Below are 25,359 nucleotides of genomic sequence, written 5' to 3' on the forward strand. Positions count from 1 at the left end.
CGCGAGCGCCGCGTCGGTATATTAGGGCCAGAGCGCATTCACGGCCTCGCCCGCCGACGCCATGTCGCCTTCGGCATTCTTGCTGGGCGCATGGCCGGCGAGCGCGCGCGCGACGCGCTCGATCGGGGCGGTTGCGGCGCGGTCGAAATCGCTCGCCATCAACGCCGCTCCAGATAAAGCCGGACCGCGTCGGCCGAATTTCCGACCGCTGCGACCGCTTCGCGCAGCGCGCCCTCGCTGACGCCAAGGCTCTTGGTCCAATCGCGTATTTCATAATCTTCGCCAAGGCTGATCCGATCACGATCGGGCGAGCCAATGCTGTTCTTGTCGTTGGCCATGATCCACTCCTGTCTGGTGCTGGCTGAACGCCCGTCGGCCCCCGGAGTTGCGGCGACAGCGGCGGAACGAAGCGCGCGCGTTCGAGTAGAGTCACCATGCCCTCGACCAGCGCCCCGCCCCGCAGCCGAACGTCCTCCAAGCCCGTCCTAGCCCGGCGCCCAAGGGTAAAGGCTCAATCCCCTCTCCCGGCCTTCCGTCCGCTCCAGCTCGCGACGCTGGTCGACACGGTGCCCAGCGGAAGTGGATGGTTCCACGAGATGAAATATGACGGATACCGGCTGCTCGTCGCGGTCGGTGACGGCGAGGCGCGGGCCTACACCCGCTCGGGGCTCGACTGGTCGGCAAAATTCGCCCCGCTGCTCGCGGCAGCCGCGAAGCTCAAGGTCGGCTCGGCGCTGATCGACGGCGAGGCGGTGGTGCTCGACGGCAACGGGCGGTCGAACTTCCAGTCGCTGCAAAATGCCCTCAAATCCTCTCCCGATGCGATCGACTATTATGCGTTCGACCTGCTCGAGCTCGATGGTGCCGATCTCACCGCCCTGCCCCTGCGTGAGCGCAAGAAGAAACTCACCGCGATCCTGCCGAAGAAGGACACGCGCATCCGCTACTCGGACCATATCGAAGGCAGCGGCGAGAAACTGCTCGCGGGCTTCTGCAGCGCCGGCCTCGAAGGCGTAATCTCGAAAAAGGCCGACGGGAGATATGTGGGGTCGCGCTCGGGAAGCTGGCTCAAGACCAAATGTATCAAGCGGCAGGAATTCGTCATCGTCGGCTGGACGCCCTCGGACAAGGGCCGCAGCTTCCGCTCGCTGATGCTTGGCGTCCATGAGAAGGGCGAGCTTCGATATGCGGGCAAGGTGGGCACTGGCTTCGATACCACCGAGCTTTTCCGTCTGCAGGACATCATGCAGCCGCTCGAGCAAAAAACGCCGACCGTGACGGCGCCGCGTAGCGAGACACGCGGCGCTCGCTGGATCAAGCCACAGCTCGTCGCCGAAATTGCTTTCACCGAAATGACGCGCGAGGGAACGCTCCGCCATCCAAGCTATCTTGGTCTGCGCGAAGATAAAAAGGCGGAAGCGGTCGTCCTGGAGAAGGAGGCGCCGGCCGACGAGGCCGCCCGGCCAAGTCCGGTTCCGATCAGCAATCGCGACCGCGTGATCTATCCCGAGAGCAATATCACCAAGGGCCAGCTCGCCGACTATTATGCCGCGATCGCGGAGATCATGCTGCCTTGGGCCGGATCGCGTCCGATCAGCCTCGTGCGCTGCCCGCAGGGCCGCGCGAAAAAGTGCTTTTTCCAGAAGCATGATGCCGGCGCCTTCGGCGATGCGGTCAGGCAGGTCGCCATCCAGGAGAAGGACGGCGGCAGCGAGCCTTATCTTTATATCGACACAGCCGAGGGCCTGCTCACCTGCGTCCAGATGGGAACAATCGAGTTCCACGGCTGGGGCGCCCGGATCGAAGATGTCGAGAAAGCCGACCGGCTGGTTTTCGACCTCGACCCCGACGAAGGTCTCGACTTCGAGGCCGTGCGGAGCGCGGCTTTCCATTTCCGCGACATCCTGAAGCAGATCGGCCTCGAAACCTTCCCGATGCTGACCGGCGGCAAGGGCGTGCATGTCGTCGCCCCGCTCAAGCCGAGGGCCCAATGGCCCGAGGTCAAGGATTTTGCGCACCGGCTTGCGCAAGCGGTCGCGCAGAGCGATCCCGACAATTTCACCGCGGCGCTGCCGAAGGCCCAGCGCAAAGGCCGCATCTTTGTCGACTACCTTCGCAACCAGCGCGGCGCGACCGCGGTGATGCCCTATTCGGCGCGCGCCAGAGAGCAAGCGCCGGTCGCGGCCCCGATCAGCTGGAAGGAGATGGAGACGATCGACAAGCCATCGCACTTCCAAATCGGCGACGCCAAAGAACTGCTCAAGCGCGCCCGGTCGAAGGCGCTTGCAGGATGGGGCCGCGCCGACCAAGAGCTCCCCGACCTGTGAAGATCGCGACCTATAATGTGAACGGGATTGGCGGCCGCCTCCCCATTCTGATCAAATGGCTCGCGCTCGCCGAGCCCGACATCGTCGTCCTGCAGGAATTGAAAGCGTCGCAGGGAGCCTTCCCCCGCGCCGCGATCGAGGAGGCAGGCTACCAGGCAATCTGGCAGGGGCAGAGCCGCTGGAATGGCGTCGCGCTGCTGAGCCGGGTCGGCGAGATCCACGAGACCCGGCGCGGCCTGCCTGGCGATCCCAAGGACGAGCAGAGCCGTTATATCGAGGCCGCGGTTGGCGGCGTCCTGATCGCCGGACTCTATCTGCCGAATGGCAATCCTCGTCCCGGACCCAAGTTCGACTATAAGCTGGCGTGGATGGAGCGTCTCCATGAGCATCTCGCAACGCTCGTCGATCTGAAGGCGCCCGTGATCGTGGCTGGCGACTTCAACGTCATCCCGACCGATGCCGATGTGTACAAGCCCGAGCGGTGGACCGGCGACGCGCTGTTCGCGCCTGAAGCGAAGGCGGCTTATGCGCGCCTTCTCGACCAGGGCTGGACCGACGCGGTTCGACATCTCCACCCAAAGCAGACCATCTACACCTTCTGGCATTATTGGCGCAATTCCTTCGAGCGGAACGCCGGTATCCGCATCGATCATCTGCTGCTGAACAAGCCTGCGAAGAAGATGCTCAACGCGGCCGACGTCGATCTGCGGCCGAGAGGCTGGGAAAAGACGAGCGACCACACCCCGGTATGGATCGAATTGGGCGAGGCGGCGAGACGCGGGCGACAAACGTCATAATCCAGATCAATAGGGCAACTTTGCCGGCGCCCTTCCGTTTCTTCTGCGAAGAGGAAACAGCCATGACAGCAAATACGAATACGAATAAATCGTCGGGCTTGGGCAAGCTCGTGGGGGTCGCGGTGCTCGGCGCACTCTATTGGTTTACCCGCAAGTCGGGCCCGACCTTCCCCAAGAGCGACGAGCATTCCGCCGCCTTTGCCGACAATGAAACCGACCCCGAGAATTTCGACCAGACGCGCTCGGCTGGACCCGAGGGCATGCGCAGCGATGCGCGGCGCACGTGGGACAATGTCGACCAAGCGGCCGACGAATCGTTCCCTGCGAGCGATCCGCCCGCCAATTATTGAGCAAGGACCCTGATCAAAGGAGATCGAGATGAGCGACACTACACCCCGCGGACCGCTCGGCGACGCGCGTCCCGATGGAGAGCCCGACCGCGCTCCGTCCCCCGGGTCCTTACCGCAGGAAAAGGTCGAGGACCGTGAGAATGTCTCGACCGTCCGGCCTGAGAATTATCCGAAAGTCGAACGCGATGACGGAGACGTGACCGGCGCCTCCAATCGCGGCAAGCGCGCCAACAAGGTCGGCAGCGGCCCCGTGACTGGCAGCGGAGCGGGCGCAGGCGGCGGCGGCAATCCCGAGGACTATGATTCGGATACGCAGGCCGGCGGCGGTCACAAGCCTATCCGCACCGACCATGGTCCGAAGACGGGAGCAGATGCGCCCATCGGCGGGAGCCGCTGACCAACACCTTGCCGATAAAGCACCTGCCGGTGAGGGGTAATCCGGCGGGCATTGTGCGTTAGAGAGCCTTTCGACCCGCCATTGCGCCGAGGATGAAAAACAACGCGACGAGCGCGAGACCGACGAAGAACAGGGTCTTGGCAATCCCTGCCGACGCGCCGGCGATGCCACCAAAGCCGAGGACCGCTGCCACGAGCGCGATCACCGCAAAAATGAGAGCCCATTTGCACATGAAATTTCTCCCTGTTTGTTCGTGCCGCCGCCGGCCGAGCGAAAGGTATCGCGCACAAGGTGCGCGGGAGGGAGCCCCGCTATCCTGAGCCGAAATGGGTCGCCGGACGATCCGGCGGCGGCACGATATTGGTGCACGGGATGGCGGCAGACCTGAAGAATTTGCCGTCTTGCCCGTGCCTTTGGGCAACGTCAGATGGAATCGAAAGTTCCCGGCCGGAAAACTTATCGCGCGCGCGGGAGCCAAGTCCGCTTGCTGACGGTTACGCCGTCCTCTCGAAGCGCACGCCTGCAAGGCTTCGCCCCGCCGAGTGCGGGAGCTTTCAGGGACCGCTAGGCGTTTCACTGCTGGAGATTAAGACATGGCCAATGGTTGGGCGCGCGATGGCGCGGTGCAGGAACAGATCGACGATACGGTGTCTGACGCGGTGAAGCATGCGCGCGCGCGCCTCCCTTCGGGCGAAGGCGCCGATTATTGCGAAGATTGCGGCAATGATATTCCCGAGGCGCGCCGTAAGGCCCTGCCCGGCATCCGGACCTGCGTCACATGTCAATCGGGAAGAGACGCAGCGATACGCCCGGCTGGCTTCAATCGTCGCGGCAGCAAGGATAGCCAGCTTCGCTGACCGCCGCGTCCGTATCAATCTCCCCTGCGATCAGCCCAAAGCTCCTAGCTCCGCGCCGTGCCTATGCGGCGCCAACGCGTGGGCTCGGGAACACGAGCTGGAACTCGGTGCGGTCGTCAGCCGTGTTGCGGGCGCGAAGCTTGCCGCGCAATTGCCGCGCGAGCGCATTTACAATGCGCATTCCCAAGCTTTCGCGAACCGCCTGCGGATCGAAGCCGTCGGGCAGTCGATTTCCGCGACCGCTCACCGTCAACATGTCCATCGACGCGACGCTCTCATACCGGACTTCGACAAGGCCTTCACCATGCTTGGCGGCATTGGTCACGAGTTCGTTGACGATGAGCCCGATCGGCTGGATCGCCGCGACCGCTAAGTCAACCTCGTCGCCGCCGACTTCGATCGAACGGCCCAGCATTTGGGCCAGGTCGGCGCACAAAGGGCGAAGGAATGCGAGACAGCACAGGCTGTCGGCATTGTCGGCGAAAAAATGCCGGTGCACACGCGCCACGGCGGCGACGCGGTTCGCCGCCAGCTGCAGATGCGGCGCGGCAGCGCCAAGGTCGGGAAGTCGGCTTTGCAGCGCGAGCATATTTGAAACGAGCTGGAGACTGTTCATCACCCGATGATCGATCTCGCGCGCCATGAGTTCCGCCCGCGCCGCGGCGTGTCGCGCCGCCACTTGCTCTTCCATGTGATCCATCGCGATCGATGCAAGGTCACGCAGGTCGTCTACCTGCGCCTCCTCGATCGAACGCGGCTCCTGCGCAATCACGCACAAGGTGCCGATGTTATGGCCATCGTTCGTCCGGAGCGGAACGCTTGCATAGAAGCGCACCGAAATCTCGCCCGAGACGAGGCGATCGAAACAAGAATCCGGGTCTGCGGCCGAATCGGGCGCGATGTAAGGGTCTTCGCCCTCGATCGCCGAAGCGCAGAGGCCAGGTTCGCGCGCGACATCGCGAACGGCGAGGCCATGGTGTGACTTGAACCATATACGATCGGCATCGACAATCGTTATCAGCGCGATCGGTACACCAAAGCGCCGGGCGGCCAATGCCGTGATCCGGTCGAGCGCGTCGTCCGTTGACCGGTCGAGTATGTCGAAGCGCCGGATAGCCGCGAGGCGCGCGGCGTCTCCGGAAGCGAACTGGGTCGTTTTCCGGGAACGATCGAGACCCTGATTGCAGGCGGCGCCGGCAGAGGTCGCAGACCCATCGGATCGTCGGAAGTCGCTCGTATCGCGCTGGCTCATTCGGATCGCTCCTGGATCCATCCATGCTAGCCGCGCACAAGCGTGCCATGTGCAACATGGATCAGCGTTTTGACAGTCGATGAAATTTATCGAGGCGGCGCTAGCCCGACAGGTCAGCCGACAGACTGGTGCTGATCGCACGGAGCAGCGACAGCGACTTTTCGAGGGTATCGGGCGAATCCCCAAGATCGGGGGCGATGGCCTCTTTCACTTCGGCGGCCGTGTCGACGACATCGACTGCCTCGCCTACCGAAAGGAGCGATTTTGCAACAAGCGCGTGGATGAGGCTCTCGACAAGAAGCATCGCCGCCTGGCCATGGGCGTCGGGCTCGCGCCCCTCGCGGCCACCGTCGAACGGCAAATCATTATCATTGGAGATTCTATCGGCCATGCCGTCGGCTCCGGTCAGGCGAGAGTGCGGTCTCTCAGCCGCCGGTGCCTGAAAAACGGCCGACGAACGGACAAAGGTTACCAGCTTTTGACCCCGAAACCAGCACCCATGTCAACATTCGACAATAACTTTGAACAATATTAAACGATAGCGACCTGTGGGATTGGTGGATGATGGAGAACCGCTTCATCGAAAAGCTGAGCGGCTTCGGCCATCTTGGCAGCGACGAGATCGCCGCCCTGGCTGTCGCGACTTCGGTCCCCCGCCAGGTCGCGGCGCGACGCGACCTCATTCGCGAGGGCGACCGGCCCGGGCCGGTATTCGTCATTCTCGAAGGCTGGGCCTGCCGGTACAAGATCCTGCCGAGCGGTACCCGACAGGTGCTCGCCTTCCTGATGCCCGGCGACTCGTGCGACCATCATGTCAGCCTGCTCGCGGAAATGGACCACGGGATTCAGACAGTAACCCCGGCGCTTGTCGCGACGATCGACCGTATCGAGATGGAACAGCTGATGGAACGCCACCGCGCGGTCGCCAAGGCGATGTATATCTCGCAGCTGATCGACGAAGGCACCATGCGCGCGTGGATCACAAGCATGGGACGGCGTACAAGTATCGAGCGCGTCGCACATCTCATGTGCGAACTCTATCTTCGCGCCCGCAACATCGGGCTCACGGACGAGCCAACACTGGTCCTTCCGCTATCGCAGCTACTGCTCGCCGATTCGCTCGGCATGACACCCGTTCACCTGAACCGAGTGCTGAAAGAGTTGCGACTGAGCGGCGCCATGTCGCTGCAGCGGGGCAGCCTGCTGATCACCGATCCTGAAAAGCTCGTCCAGATCGCCGGGTTCGATGACGGCTATCTGCAGCGGCGCCTACGCAAGGCGGCATGAGCCTCACGCCGGGCGGATAACGCGGCCGCGCGCCCCCACTCAACCGCCCGCCGCTGAACACCAACCACCGCCACGCACCGTTCGTGATCCACGGTGAGGGTCGTAGCCAGACCCGATTTTCAACAACGTCCTATCATGGATCAGTTTTGGGGCGATTTCGCCCCCGAGCCCGGAACATTCGCGCCGGCGCGGCGTCGGCTGAACAGTCCAAAAGGAGTTCGGCCACATGTCACGCATATCGATCATCTGCATTCCCGCCTTCGCGATCCTCGCGGCCTGCAACAGTGCGCCCGACAACGGAACCAGTCAGGCCGAAACCGAGGCGGTCGCCGGCGACGACGGCGCCATGGCTGCGCCCGACCCCGCCTCGAATACCGACGGCAGCAATATGGACGGCACGGCAGGCTCCATGGATGCGTCCGGCGATACGAGCGGCGCGGGCACCATGTCCGGCCCGGCCGAGAGTGCCGAGACTGAGACCGGAACAGGCGGTACGGCGCCGAACGATGCCGGTGCCGGTTCGGGAACGAGCGGAACCGACGGCCAGAAGGGCACCACGCCGCCGCCGGAAAAATAGAATCTGGCGCTGGACACCGCCGTCCGGCGCCGGTTCGCTCGCCTGCTGCTAGTCCTCCCGCCCGCAGGCGATGCGCGCTCCGGCCCGGTCCTGACGCCGGGTCGGAGCGTCAAGCGGCAGGACGCGCCCGATATCGGCGCGCACCAGGGAAAGCGGATTGAGTTACGATATCCGCAAAACGACTCTAACTCGCCAGCGACTGCCTTGCAGGAATGTCCGCACGGCGCTGCAGCTGCAGATAGGTGGGATCGAAATCCGCGAGTTCCATCAGCTGCCCGATGTTTGAAATTACGACCTGCTTGCTGCGAAATTCGACGAGTTTGAGATCGCGCAGATCGCGCAGCGTCCGGTTGACATGCACTGACGTCAGGCCGACCGCCTCTCCAAGCTGCTCCTGCGTGACGGGTAACGCGAACGCATCGGCGTGGACGAGGCCGATCAGTTTTGCGCGATGCCACAATTCGCAGAAAAGGCTGGCAATCTTCGCGATCGCGCTCCGCTGGCCGAGGTTGACGAGCCATGCGCGCGCTATCCCTTCGTCGACGAGCGTTGTCCACCAAAGGGCGCTGGTGAGCCGCGGATGCGTTTCGACCGCAGCGAGTATGTCTTCCTTGCAGATCGCTGCCACGACGGCATCGGTGAGCATGGCGATGTCATGATCCGCCTTGCCGAGAATGAAGGCGTGCGGATCGCACATGTCGCCGGGCATCAGGAATCCGAGCACCTGACGCTTGCCGCTCTTGATCGTCTTGTAGCGATAGGCCCAGCCCTCGATCATCAGGCACGTCGCGCGCGGTCGATCGCCTTGGCGAATGAAGACGTGTCGCGCGGGTAACTCGCTGCGGTCTGCGCTCCACCGGGCGATGACGGCTAGGTCGCCGGGTTGAAGATCAACAAAAATGCCGAGCTTTTTCGCCAACGGATTGCTATCCATATCCTGCTCCAGCATGCCCCGATGCGAAACTAGGGGCATTTGCCGAAAAAGCCAAATCGCCGCCTCACCGAATGACGGTCAACGCATCGCGAAAATAAACTACTGCGACCAACACGCCCTGTGCGTCCTCGATCTCGATGCGGTGACTGAGACAGATTTCACCTTGGACGATGTTGCTGGTCATCACGTCCCGGGCATTTTCGATGGCAAAGGCCTTCGCCGCCTCAAGGTCGGGGAGTTGCTTGCCCTCTTCGTCGCGCACTTCGAGATGATTGTGGAGATGGAAGAAATAGCGGGGCATGTTTTTGATCCGGCTGAAAGGCGGGAGCAAAAACACTCTCAGCCGCCGAAGCCCGAAAGATACTCGGCGATAAGGAAGCTTACGCCTTGCCGCACGCGCGAACAACGATAACCGTATTGATCCAGGATAGGATAAAAGGGCCGGGCGTTCACGGCGATGCGGCATCGGGATCGCGGCCATGCCTGCGGTCGAGCAGCCGCATCGCCGGTGTGACGGTCAGACCATGGAGAAGCACCGACAGCAGGACGACGAGACCGACAATCGCCCACAAGCGTGCGCTATCGGCAAACGCCAACTGATTGAGGGCGTAGGCGAGGTAATAGAAGGAACCCACGCCCCGGATGCCGAAGAAGGCAATCGTGAGCTTCTCGGACCCTGCCGCGCGGAGCCCCGCGAGCCCGATCACCCCTGCAATCGGCCGGACGACAAGAATGATCGTGAATGCGGCAATGACGTCTTCGAAGCGCAGAGCATGCAGCAGACCGCCAATGAGCGCGCCGCCGAACAGGATCAGCAGCACCATCATCGCCAGCCGTTCGACCTGTTCGGTCAACGCGTGCATTTCATGGTTGAACTGATGGTCGCGATGCGAACTTCGAAGCGTCAGCGCAGTGACAAATACAGCGAGAAAGCCATAGCAGTTCGCGATTTCGGTGACGCCGTAGGATACGAAGGTTGCCGCAATTGCAATCAGACCGTCACCGGTCTTGGCGAGCTGGCTTGCGGCGGGCACGTGGAAGGTCAGCCAGCCGAAGAAAAGCCCGACTAGCCACCCGCCCGCCACCCCGGCCCCGATCTCCCACAGGACGCTGTGCCATAACCATTCGCCCAGCCACGGCTCGCCCGACGACGCGGCAAGGCCGAGCGCGATCGCCAGATTGACGAAGGGAAAGGCCAGCCCGTCGTTCACCCCGGCCTCCGATGTCAGACCGAAGCGTACTTCGTCTTCCTCGCCGCTTCGCGGGGGCCCGACCTGGACGTCGGCCGCCAGCACGGGATCGGTCGGCGCGAGGCATGCGCCGAGGAGGAGTGCGGCGATCCACGGCAGGCCAAGCCCCCAGCCGCCGATCGCGGCGATCGCCGCGATGCTCAGCGGCATGGTGAAAGCGAGCAGGCGCCAGGTTACGCGCCACTGGCCCCAGCTGAAACGGCGATCGAGCTTCAGCCCCGCTCCCATCAAGGCGATGATAACGACGAATTCGGTGAAGCGTTCGGTGAATTCGGGATAGGCGAGCGGCATCGGGCGGAGCAGCACGCCCGGTAGGGAAAAGACCACGGCGCCAATGGCGATGCAGATAATCGGAAGCGACAGCGGCAGGCGCTTGAGGGCCAGCGGCAGCCATGCCACGAGGGCGATCAGCACGCCGGCGCCGGTCATCCATAGAATATAGGGTTCGGGAGCGGAGATCGCTGGCACGATGATACAACCATCGCGCGTGCATTCCGTTCAATTGCCCACGCCAATTCACCTTGCATCGCCCTTGCGCAAATCTGCGTCCGAGCGGCGGCTCCCGGCAACACGCCCGCGCGGCCGCGGCGCAGACGTCGCAGCGCCATGTTATTCGCGCGTTGTCGCCGGCGCTCTAGGAAGCCAAGCGATCGAAGCGCGGGCATTCGAGATAGAGCTTGGCGAACTCCGCGCCCGGCATGGGACGCCCGAAGCGATAGCCCTGCGCCTCATCGCACCCGAGGCGTACGAGCGCGGCTTCCTGTTCCGCCGTCTCGACCCCCTCGGCAATCACCTCGAGACCGAGGCTTCGTGCCATCGCCAGCACGGCCTTCACGATCGCCGCATCGCCGACCTTCCGGTCGATGCGCGAAATGAAACTCCGGTCGATCTTGAGGCGTGTGAGCGGATATTTCTGGAGCAGGCTCAACGAGGCGAAGCCGGTGCCGAAATCGTCGAAGGCGATACCGACGCCGAGCACACGCAGCTTGCGCAGCGCTTTTGTCGACGGATTGCTGTGACGAAGCACTGTATTCTCGGTGATTTCCAGTTCGAGCTGCTTCGGGCACAGCGCGTGCCGCGCAAGCGCGGACGACACGACGTCGAATAGCCGGCCCGAGCGCAGCTGGGCAGGAAAAAGATTGACCCCGACCCGCACCGATCCGAGACCGGCACGTTTCCAGCCTGCCGCCGCCGCGCACGCCTGGTCGACGATCCAGTCGCCGACCTCTTCGGCGATCGCGCTCTCTTCGAGAATTGCGATAAAGGCCTGCGGCGACATGAGCCCGTGATCCGGATGCCGCCAGCGTAGCAGCGCCTCGACCCCCGACAACTTGTGGTCGGCGAGGCAAATCTGCGGCTGATACCAAAGCTCGAATTTCTGATCGGCCATCGCTTGGCGCAGTTCAATGCCGAGGCGATGCTTCTGCTCGGAGCTGTTCTGCATGGCACGCGCAAAGAAGGTCCGCACGCCTCCTCCGTCGGCCTTCGCGCTGTAGAGCGCGAGGTCGGCGCTCGAGAGCAATTGCTCGACGCCCGACGCATCTTTCGGCGACATCGCGATCCCGATGCTCGTGACGACGAATATCGACTGCCCGGCGAGATCGAACGGCGGCCGAAGCGAGGCGAAGATTCGCGTCGCGAGCTCGTCGAGCTCAAGGGGGTCGGCACATCCGGAAAGCAGGATGGCAAACTCGTCGCCGCCGAGCCGCGCGAGGAACCCTTTCTCGCCGACGGCTTCCGCCAGCCGCGCCGCAACCGCAGCAAGCAGTTCGTCGCCCACCGAATGACCCAGGCTGTCATTGACATGCTTGAAGCCGTCAAGATCGAGCAACAGGAGCGAACAGGGTGACCGGTCCATGTCGGCGGCGAGGCGCGCGTGCAGCGCATTGCGGTTGGGGAGCGACGTCAGCGTATCGCAATGCGCGAGATGCTCGAGCCGCCGTTGGGCGGTCTGACGATCGGTAATATCGCGAAGCAGCGCGCCGAACATTGGCTTGCCTGCCTCGAACCACATCGAGAGTGACAGATCGACCGGAAGCTCTTGCCCGTCGGCATGTAAGGCAAGGATCTCAACCGAGCGCCCCGCAAGCCGGGCGTTTCCCGCCGCCACGGCGCGGGCAAGACCGGCAACGTGCGCCGCCCGGTGTCGCAGCGGAATGATGATCGACAACGGTCTTCCGATCGCATCGCAGGCGGCAAAACCGAAAAGCCGTTCAGCCGCGGTGTTCCAGGAAATGATGATATTGTCCGGGCCCGCACAAATCGCGGCCGTCGCTGAACTTTCGAGCATCTGCTCGAAGCGCCCCTGAGCTGCGTGCATATCGGCCAAGCTATTCTCTCCTAGATCGGTGATTCTGGGATTTGTAAGCCTGCCATTCGTCTGTCGGCACGAACCTATGAGCGATCGTTCACGGTCTTCTCCAACTTGTTGTTTTATCTGTCTGTACCCTGTCGTCCCCCGCCCCCCTTGGGGTGTCGGGTTCCAGCATCGCTGTGCCCCGCCTTAGCCCGGTCTCGCTCGCCTATTTGTTCGCATCCTTGATGGCTTCGGCGCGCGCGTCTGCGGCCTTGCGCACGGCCTCCGCCTCCTGCTCGAGACGTTCGGCTTCGATGTCGGCCTCGGTCCGGATGCTGTCGCCCTGCTTGTCGATCGCCGCCGCCTCTGCCTTCCGCGCGTCTTCGGCGGCATCGGCAGCGCGGTCGCGCGCGGCGCCGATCCGTTCGTTGGGACCATCCCCGCTGTAGGTCTGGCCGGCAGCCTCTGCCGCCGCCTTGTCTTTCTTCGCGCCAGCGGTCTCGGCTGGCCCCTGGCACGCCCCGAGCAAAAGCGCGAGAGAGATCAAGAAATGATATGGCTTCATGCCTGTTTCCTTCGAAGTGCCGCCAGTCCGGGCTGACGCCGGTCGCCAATGCGATCGCCCCTGTCCCCGAAATCACCGAAGTGATTAAGCAAGGAACGAGTCGGAGGCTCCGAAGTTTCCTTTTTGGAACGGAAAACAACATGCATCATGATAATAATGACGTCGTTGCGGTCGCGAGCGTCGAACTCGATCGCTATCTGGGCACTTGGTTCGAGATATGCCGCTTGCCGCTGAAGTGGGAGGACGCTGATGCGAGCGATATCACCGCAACATACAGCATGACGGCCGACGGCCGCATGAGAGTCGAGAATCGTTGCCTGGACAATGAGGGAGAGCCCGATCGTTCAATCGGCGTCGCGGTGCCGCAGGACGCGAGCAACGCGAAACTGAAGCTCAGTTTCCTGCCCGAATATCTGCGATGGATCCCTTTTACCCAAGGCGACTACTGGATCCTCCAGCTGGCAGCCGATTATTCGGTGGCGCTGGTCGGCACGCCCGACCGAGCGCATCTCTGGCTCATTTCCCGCACCGCCGCGCTGCCGACCGATATCGTCGAAAATTATCTCGCGGTCGCCAAGTTGCAGGGCTTCGACCTCGACGAGCTGATTACGCCGCGGCAATCGGGGCAGATAGTACCCGACGCGGCCTTCGCCGACTAGCGGTTCGCAACCGCACCCCGCCGGGATGCGTTCCCGAACCCCGCAAAGAAAGGATCATCCGTGCGCCATTCATCTTGCTCATTGCCTCCTTGGCCTTGCTTGCGGCCTGCTCGGACCCGAACGAAGCTGCGGAGGAAAGACTCGAGAAGTCCGCGGAAACGAGCGCGACCATCGCGGGAACCGTGCCGGCCGCGCTGGGTCTTAGCGAAGCCCAGCTTCTCGAATGCCGACCTTGTCGCCGCCGACGGCACCGACCCCGGTGACGTGGCCAAGGTCCTTCGCGGCCCCGATGGCAAGGTCGATCGCCTTCTCGTCGAGATTGTCGAGCAAGGGATATTTGCTCGGCTCGCGCTCGGTAAAGTCGCCCGCAATCCGCCAAATGCCATGGATCGAGCCGGTCACCATCGAGTGAAGCCAGGCCTCATATTCGGGCAGCGTCATAGTCGCGCGATTGCGGCCATTCTCATCGCCGGCCATCGCCGTCTAACAGGCTCCTTCAAGAACCGGTTCCCGGTCTCGCGACTCGTCCGACGCTGCAGCCGCGCCGATCTCGTGTGCGAAGCGCGCGATGGCGGAGGTTAGCGACGGCATGATCAGCCCGCGCTCGCTCGTCAGCGGCACGTAGCGCGGACGGCGCGCCGCCCAGCCCATGAGATCGGCGGGACGGGGATCGATCCCCGCGCGCGGCAGATCGAGCGCGGCGGCGATATCGAACGCGAAATCGGACCAGGATGCGGCGCCATCGCTCACCAGGTGCCAAAGCCCGCGCTCGTCGTCGATGACGAGATCGAGCGTCGCGCGCACGAGGTCGGGCACATAGGTGGGCGAGACAATGCAATCGCTGGCCGCGGCGAATGGGCGTCCTTCGCGCAGGGCAACCGCAAGATGAACGGCAAAATTCTGTGCGTCGAAGGGTGAGAAGAAAGCCGCGGTGCGCACGACCAGCGCCCGTCCGCCCGCCTTTGCGAGCGCCCTGTCGGCGCAAGCCTTGCTGACGCCATAGATGCCAAGCGGCGCCGTGGGGTCGCTCTCGACATAGGCGCGGCCCGCGGTCCCGTCGAAAACGAGGTCGCTCGAGAAACAGGTGTAATGGATGCCGCGATCGGCGCAGGCGCGGGCGAGCGCGACGCTGGCGCTGAAATTGACCGCAAGGCAAGCGTCGGCGTGGCGTTCGGCGTCGTCGACGCGCACCCAGCCGGCACAATTGATCACCGCCCAGGGCTTATGAATGTCCAGCGTCCGTGCCATTGAACGCGGGTCGGTCAGGTCGATATCGGCACGCGCGGTCACAACATGGTTGATACCGCGAAGACGGCACGCCCCCGCAAAGGCCTGGCCAAGCGTCCCGGTCGCGCCGACGATCAGCAGCGGACGATCACGCGCCTTGCTCGGGCACCCGCCGCGAGCCGACGCGGGCGCAAGACGGGCATGCCCGTGCCACCAGCCAGCCCTGTCGAGGACCGGATGATCGGGCACGCCGCCCGCAGCCAGCGTGCGGATCATGGTGGCAAGCGCGGTCTCGCGCGGCGCGGGTCCGCGGATATCGAACACGCCGCTCTCATAATGGCCCGCCCCGCCAATCAGCAGACTGTCCCAGTCGTGTGCGCCGAGCAGGCTCCACGCCGTCACGGCTTCGATCGCCTGCCCTTCGCCGCGAAGTGCGGTGGCGATTGTCCAAGCCTCGCCGAGCCAGCGCATCTGCTCTTCGCGCGTGCAGCCGTTGTGCACTTCGGTGATCGCCATTGGCAACGCATAACGCTCCCACGTGTCGCGCAGCGCGCCTTCGAGACCCGGCGCCGCGCCGAGCGCCCGAACCGTTTCGGTATCGGCGAGCGGGCCGTACGAACAGTCCCCGTGGGCCTCGGGCGGATAGCGGTCGATGCGATGGTCGAGAAAACGATCGCTCGTCAGATAATGGTTGATCCCCAGGACGTCGGGCGGACAGGGGTCGTCCACGAACGATGCAAGACGTTCGGCAAAGCCCATGCCGGCAAGGCGCTGCGCGAACGCATGTCGTGCGTCGAGGCGACCCGTCAGCAAATCCCACGAGGCCCAGCGGCGAAGATTGTCGAAATCGGCCTGGTCCTGCCGCTCCGCGGTGGCGTCGGTGCGGCCGATATCCTCGGTCTGGATCAGCCGTGCCGCCGGATTGATGCTGCGAACGGCCGCCATTGCAAGGCGGACCGCTTCGGCCTGGTTCAGGAGCGCGAGCCAGAAGGCGCGCTCGTCGCGGGCATGCGGATACCAGTGACCATAGAGAGCCGCGAAGCGCGCGGTAGTGAGCGGTTCGTTGACCGGGGTCCAGTCGTCGACCCATGGATAGCGCTCTACCGCAGCCTTCGCATGGGCCGCGAGGCCCGCGGCAAAGCCGGGGGCGAGCAGGTCGGTGCCGTTCGGTCCGCTGCCATGATGGATGAGGCCAAGTATTGGACGGACGCCCGCTGCCCGAAGTGCGGCAAGCCTCTTGTCGTGCCAAGCCCAGAGCGTTTCGGGGTCCTTGGCCTGCGCAAAGGACTCCCAGAGGAGCGGATAGCGCAGCGCCGAGAGGCCGAGGCCTGCGAAGCGTACCAGGTCGCCGGCGCGCGCATCATGGCCACTGAGGGAAATCTGGTCGGAGAAGCGGTCGCCGACACGATTGATCGTGCACTCGGCGCCGCCCCACATCGCCAGGGGCGGAGGAGGGATGGAAAAGGTCAGCTGATGATCTCGCTGCGTCGGCGCCGGGGATCGGCGGCTTCAACCTTAACGCGCGCCTCGATCGATCGACGCACGCCGCGAACGGAATCGTCGTAACGTGGGTTAGTTTCGGGGATTTCGATGGACCTTCGGCGCGCGTCGCGGCGTTGGGTTCATATCGTTCGTAACTCTCTCAGAAAGCTCAACCCTATGACGTTGATGTGTTTTTCACATCTGCGGTGGGACTTTGTGTTCCAGCGTCCGCAGCAAATCATGTCGCTTCTTGCCCAGCGCCATTCCGTCGCCTTCTGGGAAGAACCCAAATGGGAGCCGGCCGGATCGACGCCGCGGATCGAGACCTACTGCCCCGCCGACAATGTCACGGTCATCGTTCCGCACCTTCCCGAAGGTCTGCCCGGCGATGCTGCAAACCGGGAACTGCGCCTCTTGCTCGACGCCTATGCGTCGGGCGCGACCCAGCCGCTCATCGCTTGGTATTACACCCCGATGATGTTGCCCTTCTCGCGGCACCTCGATGCTGCATGCACCATCTATGACTGCATGGACGAGCTTGCGAACTTCCGTTTCGCACCGCCCGAACTGGCGACGCTCGAGGAAGAGCTTCTCGGCCTCGCCGATCATGTTTTCACCGGCGGCTACAGTCTCTACGAAGCGAAGCGCTCCTTGCATGACTCGGTCCATCCCTTTCCCTCAAGCGTTGACCAGCGCCATTTCGCGCAGGCGCGCGACGCAGCCGAGGATCCCAAGGACCAGGCAAGCCTCCCCCGCCCGCGTCTCGGCTATTATGGCGTCATCGACGAGCGCATGGACCTCGACCTCATCGCCGCGCTCGCCGATGCGCGCCCCGAGTGGACGCTCGTGTTTGTCGGACCGGTGGTCAAGATCGACCCCGCCGAGCTGCCGCAGCGCCCGAACATCGCCTATCTCGGCGGCAAGGATTATGCCGACCTGCCGCGCTATGCGGGCGGCTGGGACGTTGCGCTGATGCCCTTTGCGATCAACGCCTCGACGCAGTTCATCTCGCCGACCAAGACCCCCGAATATCTCGCCGCCGGCCTGCCGGTCGTCTCGACGCCGATCCGCGACGTCATCCGCCATTATGGCGAACTCGAAGGCGTAGAGATCGCTGCGAGCCCCGTCGAGTTCGTCGAGGCCTGCGAGCGCGCACTCAGCCTTGCGCTCGAGCCGGCGGATGCAGGATGGCGGCGCGAAGCCGATGACGAACTGGACGGCCAGAGCTGGCAGGCGGTTGCCGACGCGATGAGCGCAAAGATCGACGCAGTGATCGCCCCGGCATTTTCGGCATCGCGTGACCACTACGACTATCTCGTCGTCGGCGCGGGGTTTGCCGGTGCCGTGATGGCCGAGCGCCTCGCCAGCGAGAACGGCAAGCGCGTTCTCGTCATCGACCGGCGCGAGCATATCGGCGGCAACGCCTTCGATCATCTCGACGAGGCGGGCATTCTCGTCCACCGCTACGGCCCGCATATTTTCCACACCAACAGCGACGCGATCGTCGACTATCTGTCGAAGTTCACCGGCTGGCGCCCCTATGAGCACCGCGTGCTCGCCGATATCGACGGCCTTCGCGTTCCGATGCCGATCAACCGCACGACGCTGAACGCGCTCTACGGTCTCGCACTCGAGAACGACGACGAGGCCGAGGCTTTCCTCGCGAGCCGCGCCGAGCCCGTCAAACCGGTGGTGACCTCGGCCGACGTCGTGATCTCGAAGATCGGCCGCAAGCTCTACGAGACATTCTTCCGCGGCTACACGCGCAAGCAATGGGGCATGGATCCGTCCGAGCTAGACAAGTCGGTGACCTCGCGCGTGCCGACGCGCACCAACACCGACGACCGCTATTTCACCGACAGTTTCCAGGCGATGCCCGCCGAGGGCTATACCGCGATGTTCGCCAAGATGCTCGACCACCCGCTGATCGACATCGAGCTCGGGGTCTCGTTCGAAGAGGTGCGCGCGCGGACCGACTATGACCGGCTCGTCTTTACGGGGCCGATCGATGAATATTTCGGCCATCGTTACGGCAAGCTCCCGTACCGCTCGCTGAACTTCCAGCACCAGAGCCTCGAGCAGGAATGGCTCCAGCCGGTAGCCGTGGTCAATTATCCTTCGGAAGACGTGCCCTTCACGCGCGTGACCGAATATAAGCATCTCACCGGCCAGCGGTCGCCGCGTACCAGCATCACGCACGAATATCCCTGCGCCGACGGCGATCCCTATTATCCGATTCCGCGCCCCGAGAATGAGGCGCTGTTCAAGCGCTACGAGGCGCTGGCGATGAGCACGCCCGACGTGCTCTTCGTCGGCCGTCTCGCGACATACCGCTATTATAATATGGACCAGGTCGTGGGCCAGGCGCTCGCCACCTATCGCAAGCATGTGGCGCAGCTCGCGCTGCAGGACGCCGAAGCACCCGAAGCGGTCGCCGCCGAATAATCCGGTGGCACCAACGCCATACCTCCGGACCGCTCGCCAATCAGGCCGGCGGTCCGGGCGCTTCCACGCTTGCCGCTCGTTTGAATCCGCTGGTTATTTCGGACGGGTCAGCATGTCAGCTGGAATATAGACCCGACGATCGCAGACCCACGCGTAGTGCGGCGACGGATTCCTTATGCCCAATTTCCACCATGGCCGCACCGCATGCCGTGCAGCCTGTTCACTGGCTCGGCATGCGCTCGGACCTAGAGAAGCGCGCAGGTCTATTCGGGCGTGCGGATGCGGGGTCCGAGCGTCCGAAGCAGATCCGCTGCGTCGAAGGCGCGTGCATTGCCCGCCGGTTTCTGACCGCGCTGCATGACGATTTCTGCGCTCGCGTCATAGCGGTCGATCGTGCGAACATCGAAGTCATCGCCGAAGAAGCGCCCGCCGTTCCAAGGGCTCCACGAGCGGGCGCCGAAGCGGCCGTAGTAACGCCAGGACGGACCCCACCAGCCGTAGGGACCCGAGGCGAAGGGGCGATCGACGACCACCCGGCCTCGGTTCTCCGTGTCGCGATACACCGCCTCGAACCAGTCATAGCCCTGCTCGCGGGTCAGTTCGGCGGCCCTGTAGAGAAGATAGGTCTCGACGGTTTCGCGCGACGTCATGCTATTGCCGACGAAGCTCACGCGGAAGCGATTGGCCTCGATCTGCTCGTTCGAATAGCCGCCTTGCGAACTCGATGCGCTGCGTATCGGCTGATAGGGTGTCGGCTGTGTACATCCGCCAAGGGCAACGCAGCCGGCCATAAGCGCTGCCATCCATATCCGTTGACTTGTCATAGCTCGTCTCCAGTTCATCGGCCCGCGGTTCGGGTGAACCGAGCTGCTCCTGTCTTTATCCAACAGGCCGGATGTAGCGGGGTTCCGGTCCGTTCTGCACAAGTTGATCCAGGTTATGCGGATTGTTCGGCGCTGGCCGGATGCGCCGTTCATGCCTCCGCAGGAATGCATTGCCATGCATTTCGCCGACCGCGCCGGCCCGCGGTCGACCGTTGCAAAGGCACTCAAGACGATCGGCTCGGCAGCATGGGCCGGGCCAAGTGAGAGAGTCGTGCAAGTCCTGGACTTCCCCGAGCAAGAAAAATCCCGCCACCGCGGTCAGGGACCGGGATGGCGGGACACGGTGGGAGGACTGCGCGAGGACGTCGGCTAGGGCATCCTCGCGGGGATCCCGCCGATCAGTTGGGGCTGATGCGCAGGCGAAGATTGACGCGATCGACCCGCGCCTGAAGCGCGGTTTCGTCACGCGCCGACAAATTGCCCATGCGGTCGTGGCGCATCTTTTTCTCGTCGCTGCGGATGGCCATCAAATCGCGCTCGACGCTCGCCGCGGTACGCGCATCGAGCCGGCGATCCGACCGGGCCGTGCGGACATATTGGTCGAGGTCCGAAAGCTGCGTCACGATCGAGCGGCCCGTGCCATAGCCGCCACCGATGCCCGAAGCACCGCCCATGCCGGCATTATTCTGGCCGGTGGCGATCCAGCGGCCGCGGCCATCGTAATAGCCGGTCGCAGCGCCGGCAATCCAGCGGCCGTTATCATAATATCCGGGCTGCGGGTCGGCGACCCAATTGCCCTTCGCATCGCGGCGGCCGTTCGCGGCTCCCGCTATCCAGCGCCCGTTGGTGTCGTAATGGCCGACCGTGGCGCCGGCGACCCAGCGACCGCGGCGGTCATAATAGCCACTCGCCGCGCCGGCAGTCCACTGGCCATCATTATCATAATAGCCGTTGGAAGATGCGGGGACCCAGCGGCCCTCGCGGTCATAACTGCCGCTTGCCGACGCGTCGCCCTGCTGTGCGACCCACGTGCCACGCTCGTCGTAACGGCCGTTCGGCGCGCCCGTCACCCAATTGTTGTTGCGGTCGTAATAGCCGGTCGCACGGCCCTTCGCGGCGGTGCTCGCGTGCCACAGCCCCTGCTCGTCATAATAGCCATAGGCATCGGCGCGGCGGCTGCTCGAACCCGTGTCGGTGCCGGCGACCCAGCGCCCGCGATTGTCGTAGCGTCCGTTCTTCGAGCCTGCGACCCATTTGTCGTTGCGGTCGAAATAGCCATTCGCAGATGCGGGCACCCATTCGCCGCCAGAACGATAATCGCCCTCACCGCGGTTCGATCCGCTGTAGGTGACCCAGCGTCCGTCGTTACCATAACGGCCGTTGGGCGGGCCTTCGACCCAGCTGCCTTCGCGATCATAATAGCCGCGCGCTTCGTTCGAACCGATCCCCGAGGCGTGCCAGCGGCCTTCCTGATCATAATAGCCGTAGGCGTCGCGGCAATCGCGGCCGGGCTTCGCAACCTGGTTGGCGACGATCGCGCCGCCCACGGCGCCGATTACAGTCCCGAGACGCTTGTCGCCCTTTCCGGCGACGACATTGCCGAGCACGCCGCCGGCTGCGGCGCCGCCGACGGTCGCGACGACACGCGTCGAGCGCTGCTGCTCGCAAGTCGTCTGCGACTGGGTGCGCGCCGAAACGGCGGACGGCACAAGGGCGATTGCGGCAATACTCGCCGCGAACATATAGTTACGCATAGGGAACGCTCCTAGAACTGGCGGTAGCCGTTCTCACAAATTCAACCATCAACTCAGGTCATTGTTCCAAATATTTGAAACTATTTTATTTTCTTCTTGTCCTATTCGGTAATATGTGTCGTGTGCACAAGCACATAGCTCCTCTGGACATGAACGAAAAAGGCCCGCCGAAGCGGACCTTTCTTGCTGCAATATGGCGCTTGGGCCATCGCGGACATGAGCCAAACACACCGCCGGTTGCCGGACTTCATCCGGCGCGGCGAAGCGCGGGAAATCAGCCGTTGGCCGTCAGTTTTGCAAGCTCGGTGCGATGCGCTTCGACGACCGGGACGATTTCGCCGGCTGCCTTCTTCAGGCTCTCGGTATCGCCGTTCGTCGCATAGGCCTGATGGAACGCGAGCGCGGCATCATGCGCCGATTTCTGATTGGCGAGATAGATGGCGTCGATGCCCGCAGCATCGGCGGCCTTGATATCGTCGAGCATTTTCTGCTGCCCGGCGTCGAGCTTTGGCGGAGTTACCGTGACTTTTGCTTCGGCTGCCGCCGCCTTGACCTTGGCGGTCGACTTGCTGTGATGGTCGATCATCATCTGTGCAAAGGCCTTGACCTCGGCGTTGGTCGACTTGGCGAGCAAGGCTTTCGAGGATTCGATCTCCCACATGTCCCCGGCGCCGGCCTTGGCGATATAGCCTGCGGCATCGACGGGAGTCGTCGGGGCCTCGGTCAGCGGCGGCACATCCGTCTCGGGCACCGTTGCATCGGCTACGGTCGCATTTTCGGCAGGGGCCTTGTCGTCGGCCCCGCTGCATGCCGCCAGCACGAGAGCGAGCGTCAGAATATAAGGGCTTTTCATAAATATCTCCATCACGAGGGTTCTTCCTCCGCTTTTCTGCAACACCGGCTGGACGGCGAAGTTCCGGCGGCGGCCGGCGTTCAGGCGTTGACCGCCGTGGGGAACGCCCATGACGTGAGGCCTCGCGGTTCGAAGGGCGCCCATGCGTCTTCGGCCTGCGCGAGCCGGTCCGCGACCGCATAGATGACACTGGGGTTTACCCCGAGGCCGCAATGGCTGCCATAGACCTCGATGCTCTCGCGCCGCTCCGCCGCATCCTCACGGCAAATCTGCCACGCACAGATGCCATCGGACCGGCTGTAGATCGCCGAGGAGGGGACGCGCGAGGGTCCGGACAGCTCGGCGAGCAGCGCGCGATTGGCGCTGTCGTTTCGCTTCGTACCGCTCGCGATTTCAAAGATCTTGCCCGCATTGGTGGCGTCGCCACTGTCCATGAAGGGCGAACCCAATGTAATCACCTGGCGGATGCGGCCCGGCAAGCGACGGGCGAGCAGGCGCGCGAACACTCCGCCGAGGCTCCAGCCGACGAGGCTCACCTTCTTGCCGGCTTCCTCGAAAAGGGCCTCGACGCGCGCCTCGAGAAGCTCGCCGTGCGTGCCGATGGCATGCGGGCCGCGGTTGCGCCCGAGACCCCAGGGGCGGGCGTCATAGCCAAGCTTGCCGAGAATGCCGCGAAGCGCAGCGGTCGACCGATCGCCAGCGAGAAGGCCGGGGAGGACAAGCACGGGATGCCCGTCGCCGCGCGGCGCCGAATGCAGGAGGCCGGCGACGCTCGCGGCGAGAAGCGTCATTTCGGAGACGGCGCGCGGCAGTTCGGCGGCGGCGAGCCATGCGGAGGGAGGAGCGGGACGGGCGGCGCTCGCAGCGCTCTGTTTTGATATGGTCATGCGCGGGCAAGCCGCGAGGGACACGCTTCGTTGCCGAAGTTGATCGAGATCAATCTCTTTACTGCCCGGCGGCGGTGTCCAGACGAGTCCGGCGGAACGTCCGCCCGGATCGCGAATTGAGGGAGTCTTACACAAAGGAAATGATCATGGCTGCACGCCCCTATTGGAAAGGCCAGATCCGGCTCGCGCTCGTGTCGATCCCGGTCGAAATATATTCGGCGACGAAAAGCGGCGCGACGATCGCCTTCAACCAGATTCACGAGCCGTCGGGCAAACGGATCAAATATGAAAAGGTCGTGCCCGGCATCGGGCCCGTCGACGTCGACGATATCGTCAAGGGCTTCGAATACGCCAAGGGCGAATATGTTCTGCTCGACGAGGAGGAAATCGAGGGCGTCAAGCTCGAGAGCAAGAAGACGCTCGAGCTGACCCAGTTCGTCGAGGCGCGGGACATCGACGAAATCTATTTCGAGAAGCCCTATTATGTGGTGCCCGCCGACGATCTCGCCGAGGAAGCCTTCATCGTGCTGCGCGAGGCGCTGCGCCGAAGCCACAAGGTCGGGCTCGGCCAGCTTGCGATGCGCGGGCGCGAATATGTCGTCAGTGTCAAGGCCTGCGGACGCGGGCTCGTGATGGAGACGCTGCGCTACGCCGACGAGGTCAACAAGGCGGCGAGCTATTTCCGCGATATCGGCGAAGGCGACCCCGACGAGGAGCTCCTCGACCTCGCGACGACGCTGATCGACAAGAAGACAGGCAAGTTCGATGCGACCGACTTTCACGACCGCTATGTCGAGGCGCTGCGCGAACTCATCGATCGCAAGAAAAAGGGCAAGACGCTCAACATCGAAAGCGACGGCGAAGGCAGCGCCGAAACGCGCGGCTCGAACGTCGTCGACCTGATGGCGGCGCTCAAAAAGTCGATCGGCGGACGCGATGGCGTGAAGGCCAAGCCGGCGGCGAAGAAGGCCGCCGCCAAGGCACCGGCCAAGAAAGCGCCGGCAAAGGCGCCCGCGCGTAAACGCGCCTGAGCGGAGGCACGGGTGCCGAGCGCCGCAGCAGGATCAGGCGTTCGGCCCGAACCGGCGCCGCTCGGGATCGCGCCGGAATCGGTAGCGATTCTTGATGCGTTCGTTGAAGAAGGTTCCCGCAGAACCGGCTATGCAAAAAGCATCGAAAAGCGCGGCGGGCACGCCGTCATAGACATATTTGCCGGTATCGCGGAACGCGACGCACAAGGTTCGCGCCGCGTCGTCATAGACGATCCGGTCGATCATCGAGCTTTCGGCGAAACGATGTGCGCGCATGACAGCAAAGCGCATGGATCGCCTGGGCGTTCCGGGCGACGCGCCGCAACCGCGAAGCTCTGACCATCATGCCCAACCCAACGAGCGACGACCAGTTGCGCGCCATGGCCGAGCACCGCGGCCTCAAGCTCGTACGTTCGCGCAAGCGCACCCCGGGCGTCGGCGACTATGGCAAATATGGCCTCACGGACACGGCTGGAAAGCCGCTTCTCGGGATGGGCGATGCCGGGCTGACCGCCTCGGCGAAGGAGATCGAGGATTATCTGCGCGGCAGCGCACTCAGCACCTGGAAGCTCTCGGCCGAGACCACGCCCGACGCCGCGCCGCCGAAGAAGAAGCCCGCCCCGGCCGAAGATGCCGAAACGGAGGCCGAAGGCGGACCGGTCCGCCGAAAAGCGAAAGCGAGAGCCGCCCCGCCCGCGCGCGCCGAGCCGCGCGCCAAAGCCGATCCTTCGCCGCCGATGAAGCCGACCCGGCCGCCGGCAAAACCTGCGCTGCGGCTCGTACCGAAAGCCGAACCCGAACCGCTGCCGCCCCTCAAGCTCCGCCCTGCGGCAACCTCCGATACCCCCGCCCTTGCAGCTCTTCTCGGCCAGCTCGCTGGCCCGAAGACGCCCGCTGCCCGCATTACCGCCAATCTGGGGCAACTCCAGAAAACTCGCGGCGCAGGCTTCATCGTCGCCGAGCGCGGCGAAGTCGTCGGCTGCTGCGGTTGGACCGTCGTCCCGACGCTGCAGCATGGCGCGCTCGGCCGCATCACGCTTCTCCTTGTCGACAAGGATCACCGGCGCACCGGCACCGGATCGGCGCTGCTCGCCGCCGCCGAACGCGCACTCGAACAGGCGGGATGCAGCGAGATCGAGGCGATGAGCGACATCATGATCGCCAATGCCCATAATTTCTTCCGCTCGCTCGGCTTCGAACAGAAAAGCTACCGCTTCGTGCGCAGGCTCGGCACTTGAACGCGGTCAAGCCGGCGAATTTTGCTCGGCAGTTCCGCCGCCCAGCTCCATTCATGGCAGCTCGCGTGCT

Annotated in this window: 28 protein-coding genes; 11 read left to right on the forward strand and 17 right to left on the reverse strand. The window is 63.9% G+C overall.

Annotated elements, in window-relative coordinates; all coding sequences use genetic code 11:
* Positions 1 to 21: 21 nt before the first annotated feature.
* Both VN047_RS01300 and VN047_RS01305 read right to left on the reverse strand, forming a co-directional pair.
* Positions 22 to 159: a hypothetical protein gene (locus VN047_RS01300; protein WP_325539232.1), complete on the reverse strand. Its 138-nt coding sequence runs from the start codon at positions 157 to 159 to the stop codon at positions 22 to 24.
* Positions 159 to 338: a DUF3606 domain-containing protein gene (locus VN047_RS01305; RefSeq protein ID WP_325539233.1), complete on the reverse strand. Its 180-nt coding sequence runs from the start codon at positions 336 to 338 to the stop codon at positions 159 to 161. Before VN047_RS01305 ends, VN047_RS01300 begins: the two co-directional genes overlap by 1 nt.
* 96 nt (positions 339 to 434) lie before the next feature.
* Here VN047_RS01305 and ligD point away from each other — a divergent pair, with 96 nt between their 5' ends.
* From ligD to VN047_RS01325, 4 genes are all read left to right on the forward strand, one after another.
* Positions 435 to 2,327, forward strand: coding sequence for a DNA ligase D (ligD, locus tag VN047_RS01310; protein WP_325539235.1), 1,893 nt, complete (start codon positions 435 to 437; stop codon positions 2,325 to 2,327).
* Entirely contained in the window at positions 2,324 to 3,124 is an 801-nt protein-coding gene (gene xth / locus VN047_RS01315) for an exodeoxyribonuclease III (RefSeq protein WP_325539237.1), read from the forward strand. The genes ligD and xth overlap by 4 nt, the downstream gene beginning before the upstream one ends.
* Positions 3,125 to 3,186: 62 nt before the next feature.
* Positions 3,187 to 3,474: a hypothetical protein gene (locus tag VN047_RS01320; RefSeq protein ID WP_325539239.1), complete on the forward strand. Its 288-nt coding sequence runs from the start codon at positions 3,187 to 3,189 to the stop codon at positions 3,472 to 3,474.
* A 28-nt stretch (positions 3,475 to 3,502) separates the two neighbouring features.
* Positions 3,503 to 3,871, forward strand: a complete 369-nt coding sequence (locus VN047_RS01325) for a hypothetical protein (RefSeq protein WP_325539241.1) — start codon at positions 3,503 to 3,505, stop codon at positions 3,869 to 3,871.
* 58 nt (positions 3,872 to 3,929) lie between these two features.
* Here VN047_RS01325 and VN047_RS01330 read toward each other — a convergent pair whose 3' ends face one another.
* Positions 3,930 to 4,103, reverse strand: coding sequence for a DUF1328 domain-containing protein (locus VN047_RS01330; protein ID WP_325539243.1), 174 nt, complete (start codon positions 4,101 to 4,103; stop codon positions 3,930 to 3,932).
* A 361-nt stretch (positions 4,104 to 4,464) separates the two neighbouring features.
* Between VN047_RS01330 and VN047_RS01335 the strand changes: the two genes are divergently transcribed.
* A complete protein-coding gene (locus VN047_RS01335) occupies positions 4,465 to 4,728 on the forward strand; it encodes a DksA/TraR family C4-type zinc finger protein (RefSeq protein ID WP_325539245.1) in 264 nt (87 codons plus the stop codon).
* A gap of 61 nt (positions 4,729 to 4,789) precedes the next feature.
* Here VN047_RS01335 and VN047_RS01340 read toward each other — a convergent pair whose 3' ends face one another.
* Both VN047_RS01340 and VN047_RS01345 read right to left on the reverse strand, forming a co-directional pair.
* Entirely contained in the window at positions 4,790 to 5,980 is a 1,191-nt protein-coding gene (locus VN047_RS01340; RefSeq protein WP_325539247.1) for a sensor histidine kinase, read from the reverse strand.
* 100 nt (positions 5,981 to 6,080) lie between these two features.
* Positions 6,081 to 6,371: a hypothetical protein gene (locus VN047_RS01345; protein ID WP_325539249.1), complete on the reverse strand. Its 291-nt coding sequence runs from the start codon at positions 6,369 to 6,371 to the stop codon at positions 6,081 to 6,083.
* Between the two features lie 170 nt (positions 6,372 to 6,541).
* On the opposite strand from VN047_RS01345, the gene VN047_RS01350 reads away from it, so the two are divergent.
* Positions 6,542 to 7,267 (forward strand): Crp/Fnr family transcriptional regulator, encoded by a 726-nt coding sequence (locus VN047_RS01350; RefSeq protein ID WP_325539251.1) that lies wholly within the window; start codon positions 6,542 to 6,544, stop codon positions 7,265 to 7,267.
* Between the two features lie 226 nt (positions 7,268 to 7,493).
* Positions 7,494 to 7,844 carry a hypothetical protein gene (locus tag VN047_RS01355; RefSeq protein WP_325539253.1) on the forward strand — a complete coding sequence of 117 codons (351 nt, stop codon included), beginning with the start codon at positions 7,494 to 7,496 and terminating at the stop codon, positions 7,842 to 7,844.
* Positions 7,845 to 8,028: 184 nt separating this feature from the next.
* Here the strand turns inward: VN047_RS01355 and VN047_RS01360 are convergent, their stop codons facing one another.
* The 5 genes from VN047_RS01360 to VN047_RS01380 all read right to left on the reverse strand — a co-directional run bounded on the left by VN047_RS01360 (position 8,029) and on the right by VN047_RS01380 (position 12,889).
* Complete coding sequence (locus VN047_RS01360; RefSeq protein ID WP_325539255.1) at positions 8,029 to 8,778, reverse strand: Crp/Fnr family transcriptional regulator; 750 nt, start codon at positions 8,776 to 8,778, stop codon at positions 8,029 to 8,031.
* A gap of 64 nt (positions 8,779 to 8,842) precedes the next feature.
* Entirely contained in the window at positions 8,843 to 9,079 is a 237-nt protein-coding gene (locus VN047_RS01365; protein ID WP_325539257.1) for a DUF6894 family protein, read from the reverse strand.
* 148 nt (positions 9,080 to 9,227) lie between these two features.
* Positions 9,228 to 10,499 (reverse strand): cation:proton antiporter, encoded by a 1,272-nt coding sequence (locus VN047_RS01370; RefSeq protein WP_325539321.1) that lies wholly within the window; start codon positions 10,497 to 10,499, stop codon positions 9,228 to 9,230.
* A gap of 163 nt (positions 10,500 to 10,662) precedes the next feature.
* The gene (locus VN047_RS01375; RefSeq protein WP_325539323.1) at positions 10,663 to 12,348 is read right to left on the reverse strand and encodes a putative bifunctional diguanylate cyclase/phosphodiesterase; all 1,686 of its coding nucleotides are present in this window, start codon (positions 12,346 to 12,348) and stop codon (positions 10,663 to 10,665) included.
* 202 nt (positions 12,349 to 12,550) lie between these two features.
* A complete protein-coding gene (locus VN047_RS01380) occupies positions 12,551 to 12,889 on the reverse strand; it encodes a hypothetical protein (RefSeq protein WP_325539259.1) in 339 nt (112 codons plus the stop codon).
* A gap of 140 nt (positions 12,890 to 13,029) precedes the next feature.
* On the opposite strand from VN047_RS01380, the gene VN047_RS01385 reads away from it, so the two are divergent.
* A complete protein-coding gene (locus VN047_RS01385; RefSeq protein ID WP_325539261.1) occupies positions 13,030 to 13,548 on the forward strand; it encodes a lipocalin family protein in 519 nt (172 codons plus the stop codon).
* Positions 13,549 to 13,749: 201 nt separating this feature from the next.
* On the opposite strand, the gene VN047_RS01390 is transcribed toward VN047_RS01385, so the two are convergent.
* Positions 13,750 to 14,025, reverse strand: a complete 276-nt coding sequence (locus tag VN047_RS01390) for a hypothetical protein (RefSeq protein ID WP_325539263.1) — start codon at positions 14,023 to 14,025, stop codon at positions 13,750 to 13,752.
* A gap of 6 nt (positions 14,026 to 14,031) precedes the next feature.
* Positions 14,032 to 16,212: a sugar nucleotide-binding protein gene (locus VN047_RS01395; RefSeq protein WP_325539265.1), complete on the reverse strand. Its 2,181-nt coding sequence runs from the start codon at positions 16,210 to 16,212 to the stop codon at positions 14,032 to 14,034.
* A 285-nt stretch (positions 16,213 to 16,497) separates the two neighbouring features.
* Between VN047_RS01395 and glf the strand changes: the two genes are divergently transcribed.
* Entirely contained in the window at positions 16,498 to 18,702 is a 2,205-nt protein-coding gene (gene glf, locus VN047_RS01400) for a UDP-galactopyranose mutase (RefSeq protein WP_325539267.1), read from the forward strand.
* A 263-nt stretch (positions 18,703 to 18,965) separates the two neighbouring features.
* On the opposite strand, the gene VN047_RS01405 is transcribed toward glf, so the two are convergent.
* From VN047_RS01405 to VN047_RS01420, 4 genes are all read right to left on the reverse strand, one after another.
* Positions 18,966 to 19,505 (reverse strand): CC0125/CC1285 family lipoprotein, encoded by a 540-nt coding sequence (locus tag VN047_RS01405; protein ID WP_325539269.1) that lies wholly within the window; start codon positions 19,503 to 19,505, stop codon positions 18,966 to 18,968.
* Positions 19,506 to 19,924: 419 nt separating this feature from the next.
* On the reverse strand, positions 19,925 to 21,280 hold the full coding sequence (locus tag VN047_RS01410; protein WP_325539271.1) for a glycine zipper 2TM domain-containing protein: 1,356 nt from the start codon (positions 21,278 to 21,280) through the stop codon (positions 19,925 to 19,927).
* Between the two features lie 274 nt (positions 21,281 to 21,554).
* Complete coding sequence (locus VN047_RS01415) at positions 21,555 to 22,133, reverse strand: DUF4142 domain-containing protein (protein WP_325539273.1); 579 nt, start codon at positions 22,131 to 22,133, stop codon at positions 21,555 to 21,557.
* 80 nt (positions 22,134 to 22,213) lie between these two features.
* On the reverse strand, positions 22,214 to 23,020 hold the full coding sequence (locus tag VN047_RS01420; protein WP_325539275.1) for an alpha/beta hydrolase: 807 nt from the start codon (positions 23,018 to 23,020) through the stop codon (positions 22,214 to 22,216).
* 146 nt (positions 23,021 to 23,166) lie between these two features.
* Here VN047_RS01420 and VN047_RS01425 point away from each other — a divergent pair, with 146 nt between their 5' ends.
* Complete coding sequence (locus tag VN047_RS01425; protein WP_325539277.1) at positions 23,167 to 24,051, forward strand: Ku protein; 885 nt, start codon at positions 23,167 to 23,169, stop codon at positions 24,049 to 24,051.
* A 33-nt stretch (positions 24,052 to 24,084) separates the two neighbouring features.
* On the opposite strand, the gene VN047_RS01430 is transcribed toward VN047_RS01425, so the two are convergent.
* A complete protein-coding gene (locus tag VN047_RS01430; RefSeq protein ID WP_325539279.1) occupies positions 24,085 to 24,342 on the reverse strand; it encodes a KTSC domain-containing protein in 258 nt (85 codons plus the stop codon).
* Positions 24,343 to 24,395: 53 nt separating this feature from the next.
* Here VN047_RS01430 and VN047_RS01435 point away from each other — a divergent pair, with 53 nt between their 5' ends.
* Positions 24,396 to 25,289: a GNAT family N-acetyltransferase gene (locus VN047_RS01435; protein ID WP_325539281.1), complete on the forward strand. Its 894-nt coding sequence runs from the start codon at positions 24,396 to 24,398 to the stop codon at positions 25,287 to 25,289.
* Positions 25,290 to 25,359 lie beyond the last annotated feature (70 nt).

This window comes from Sphingopyxis sp. (genome assembly GCF_035565275.1).
In the GTDB taxonomy this organism is placed as follows: Bacteria; Pseudomonadota; Alphaproteobacteria; order Sphingomonadales; family Sphingomonadaceae; genus Sphingopyxis.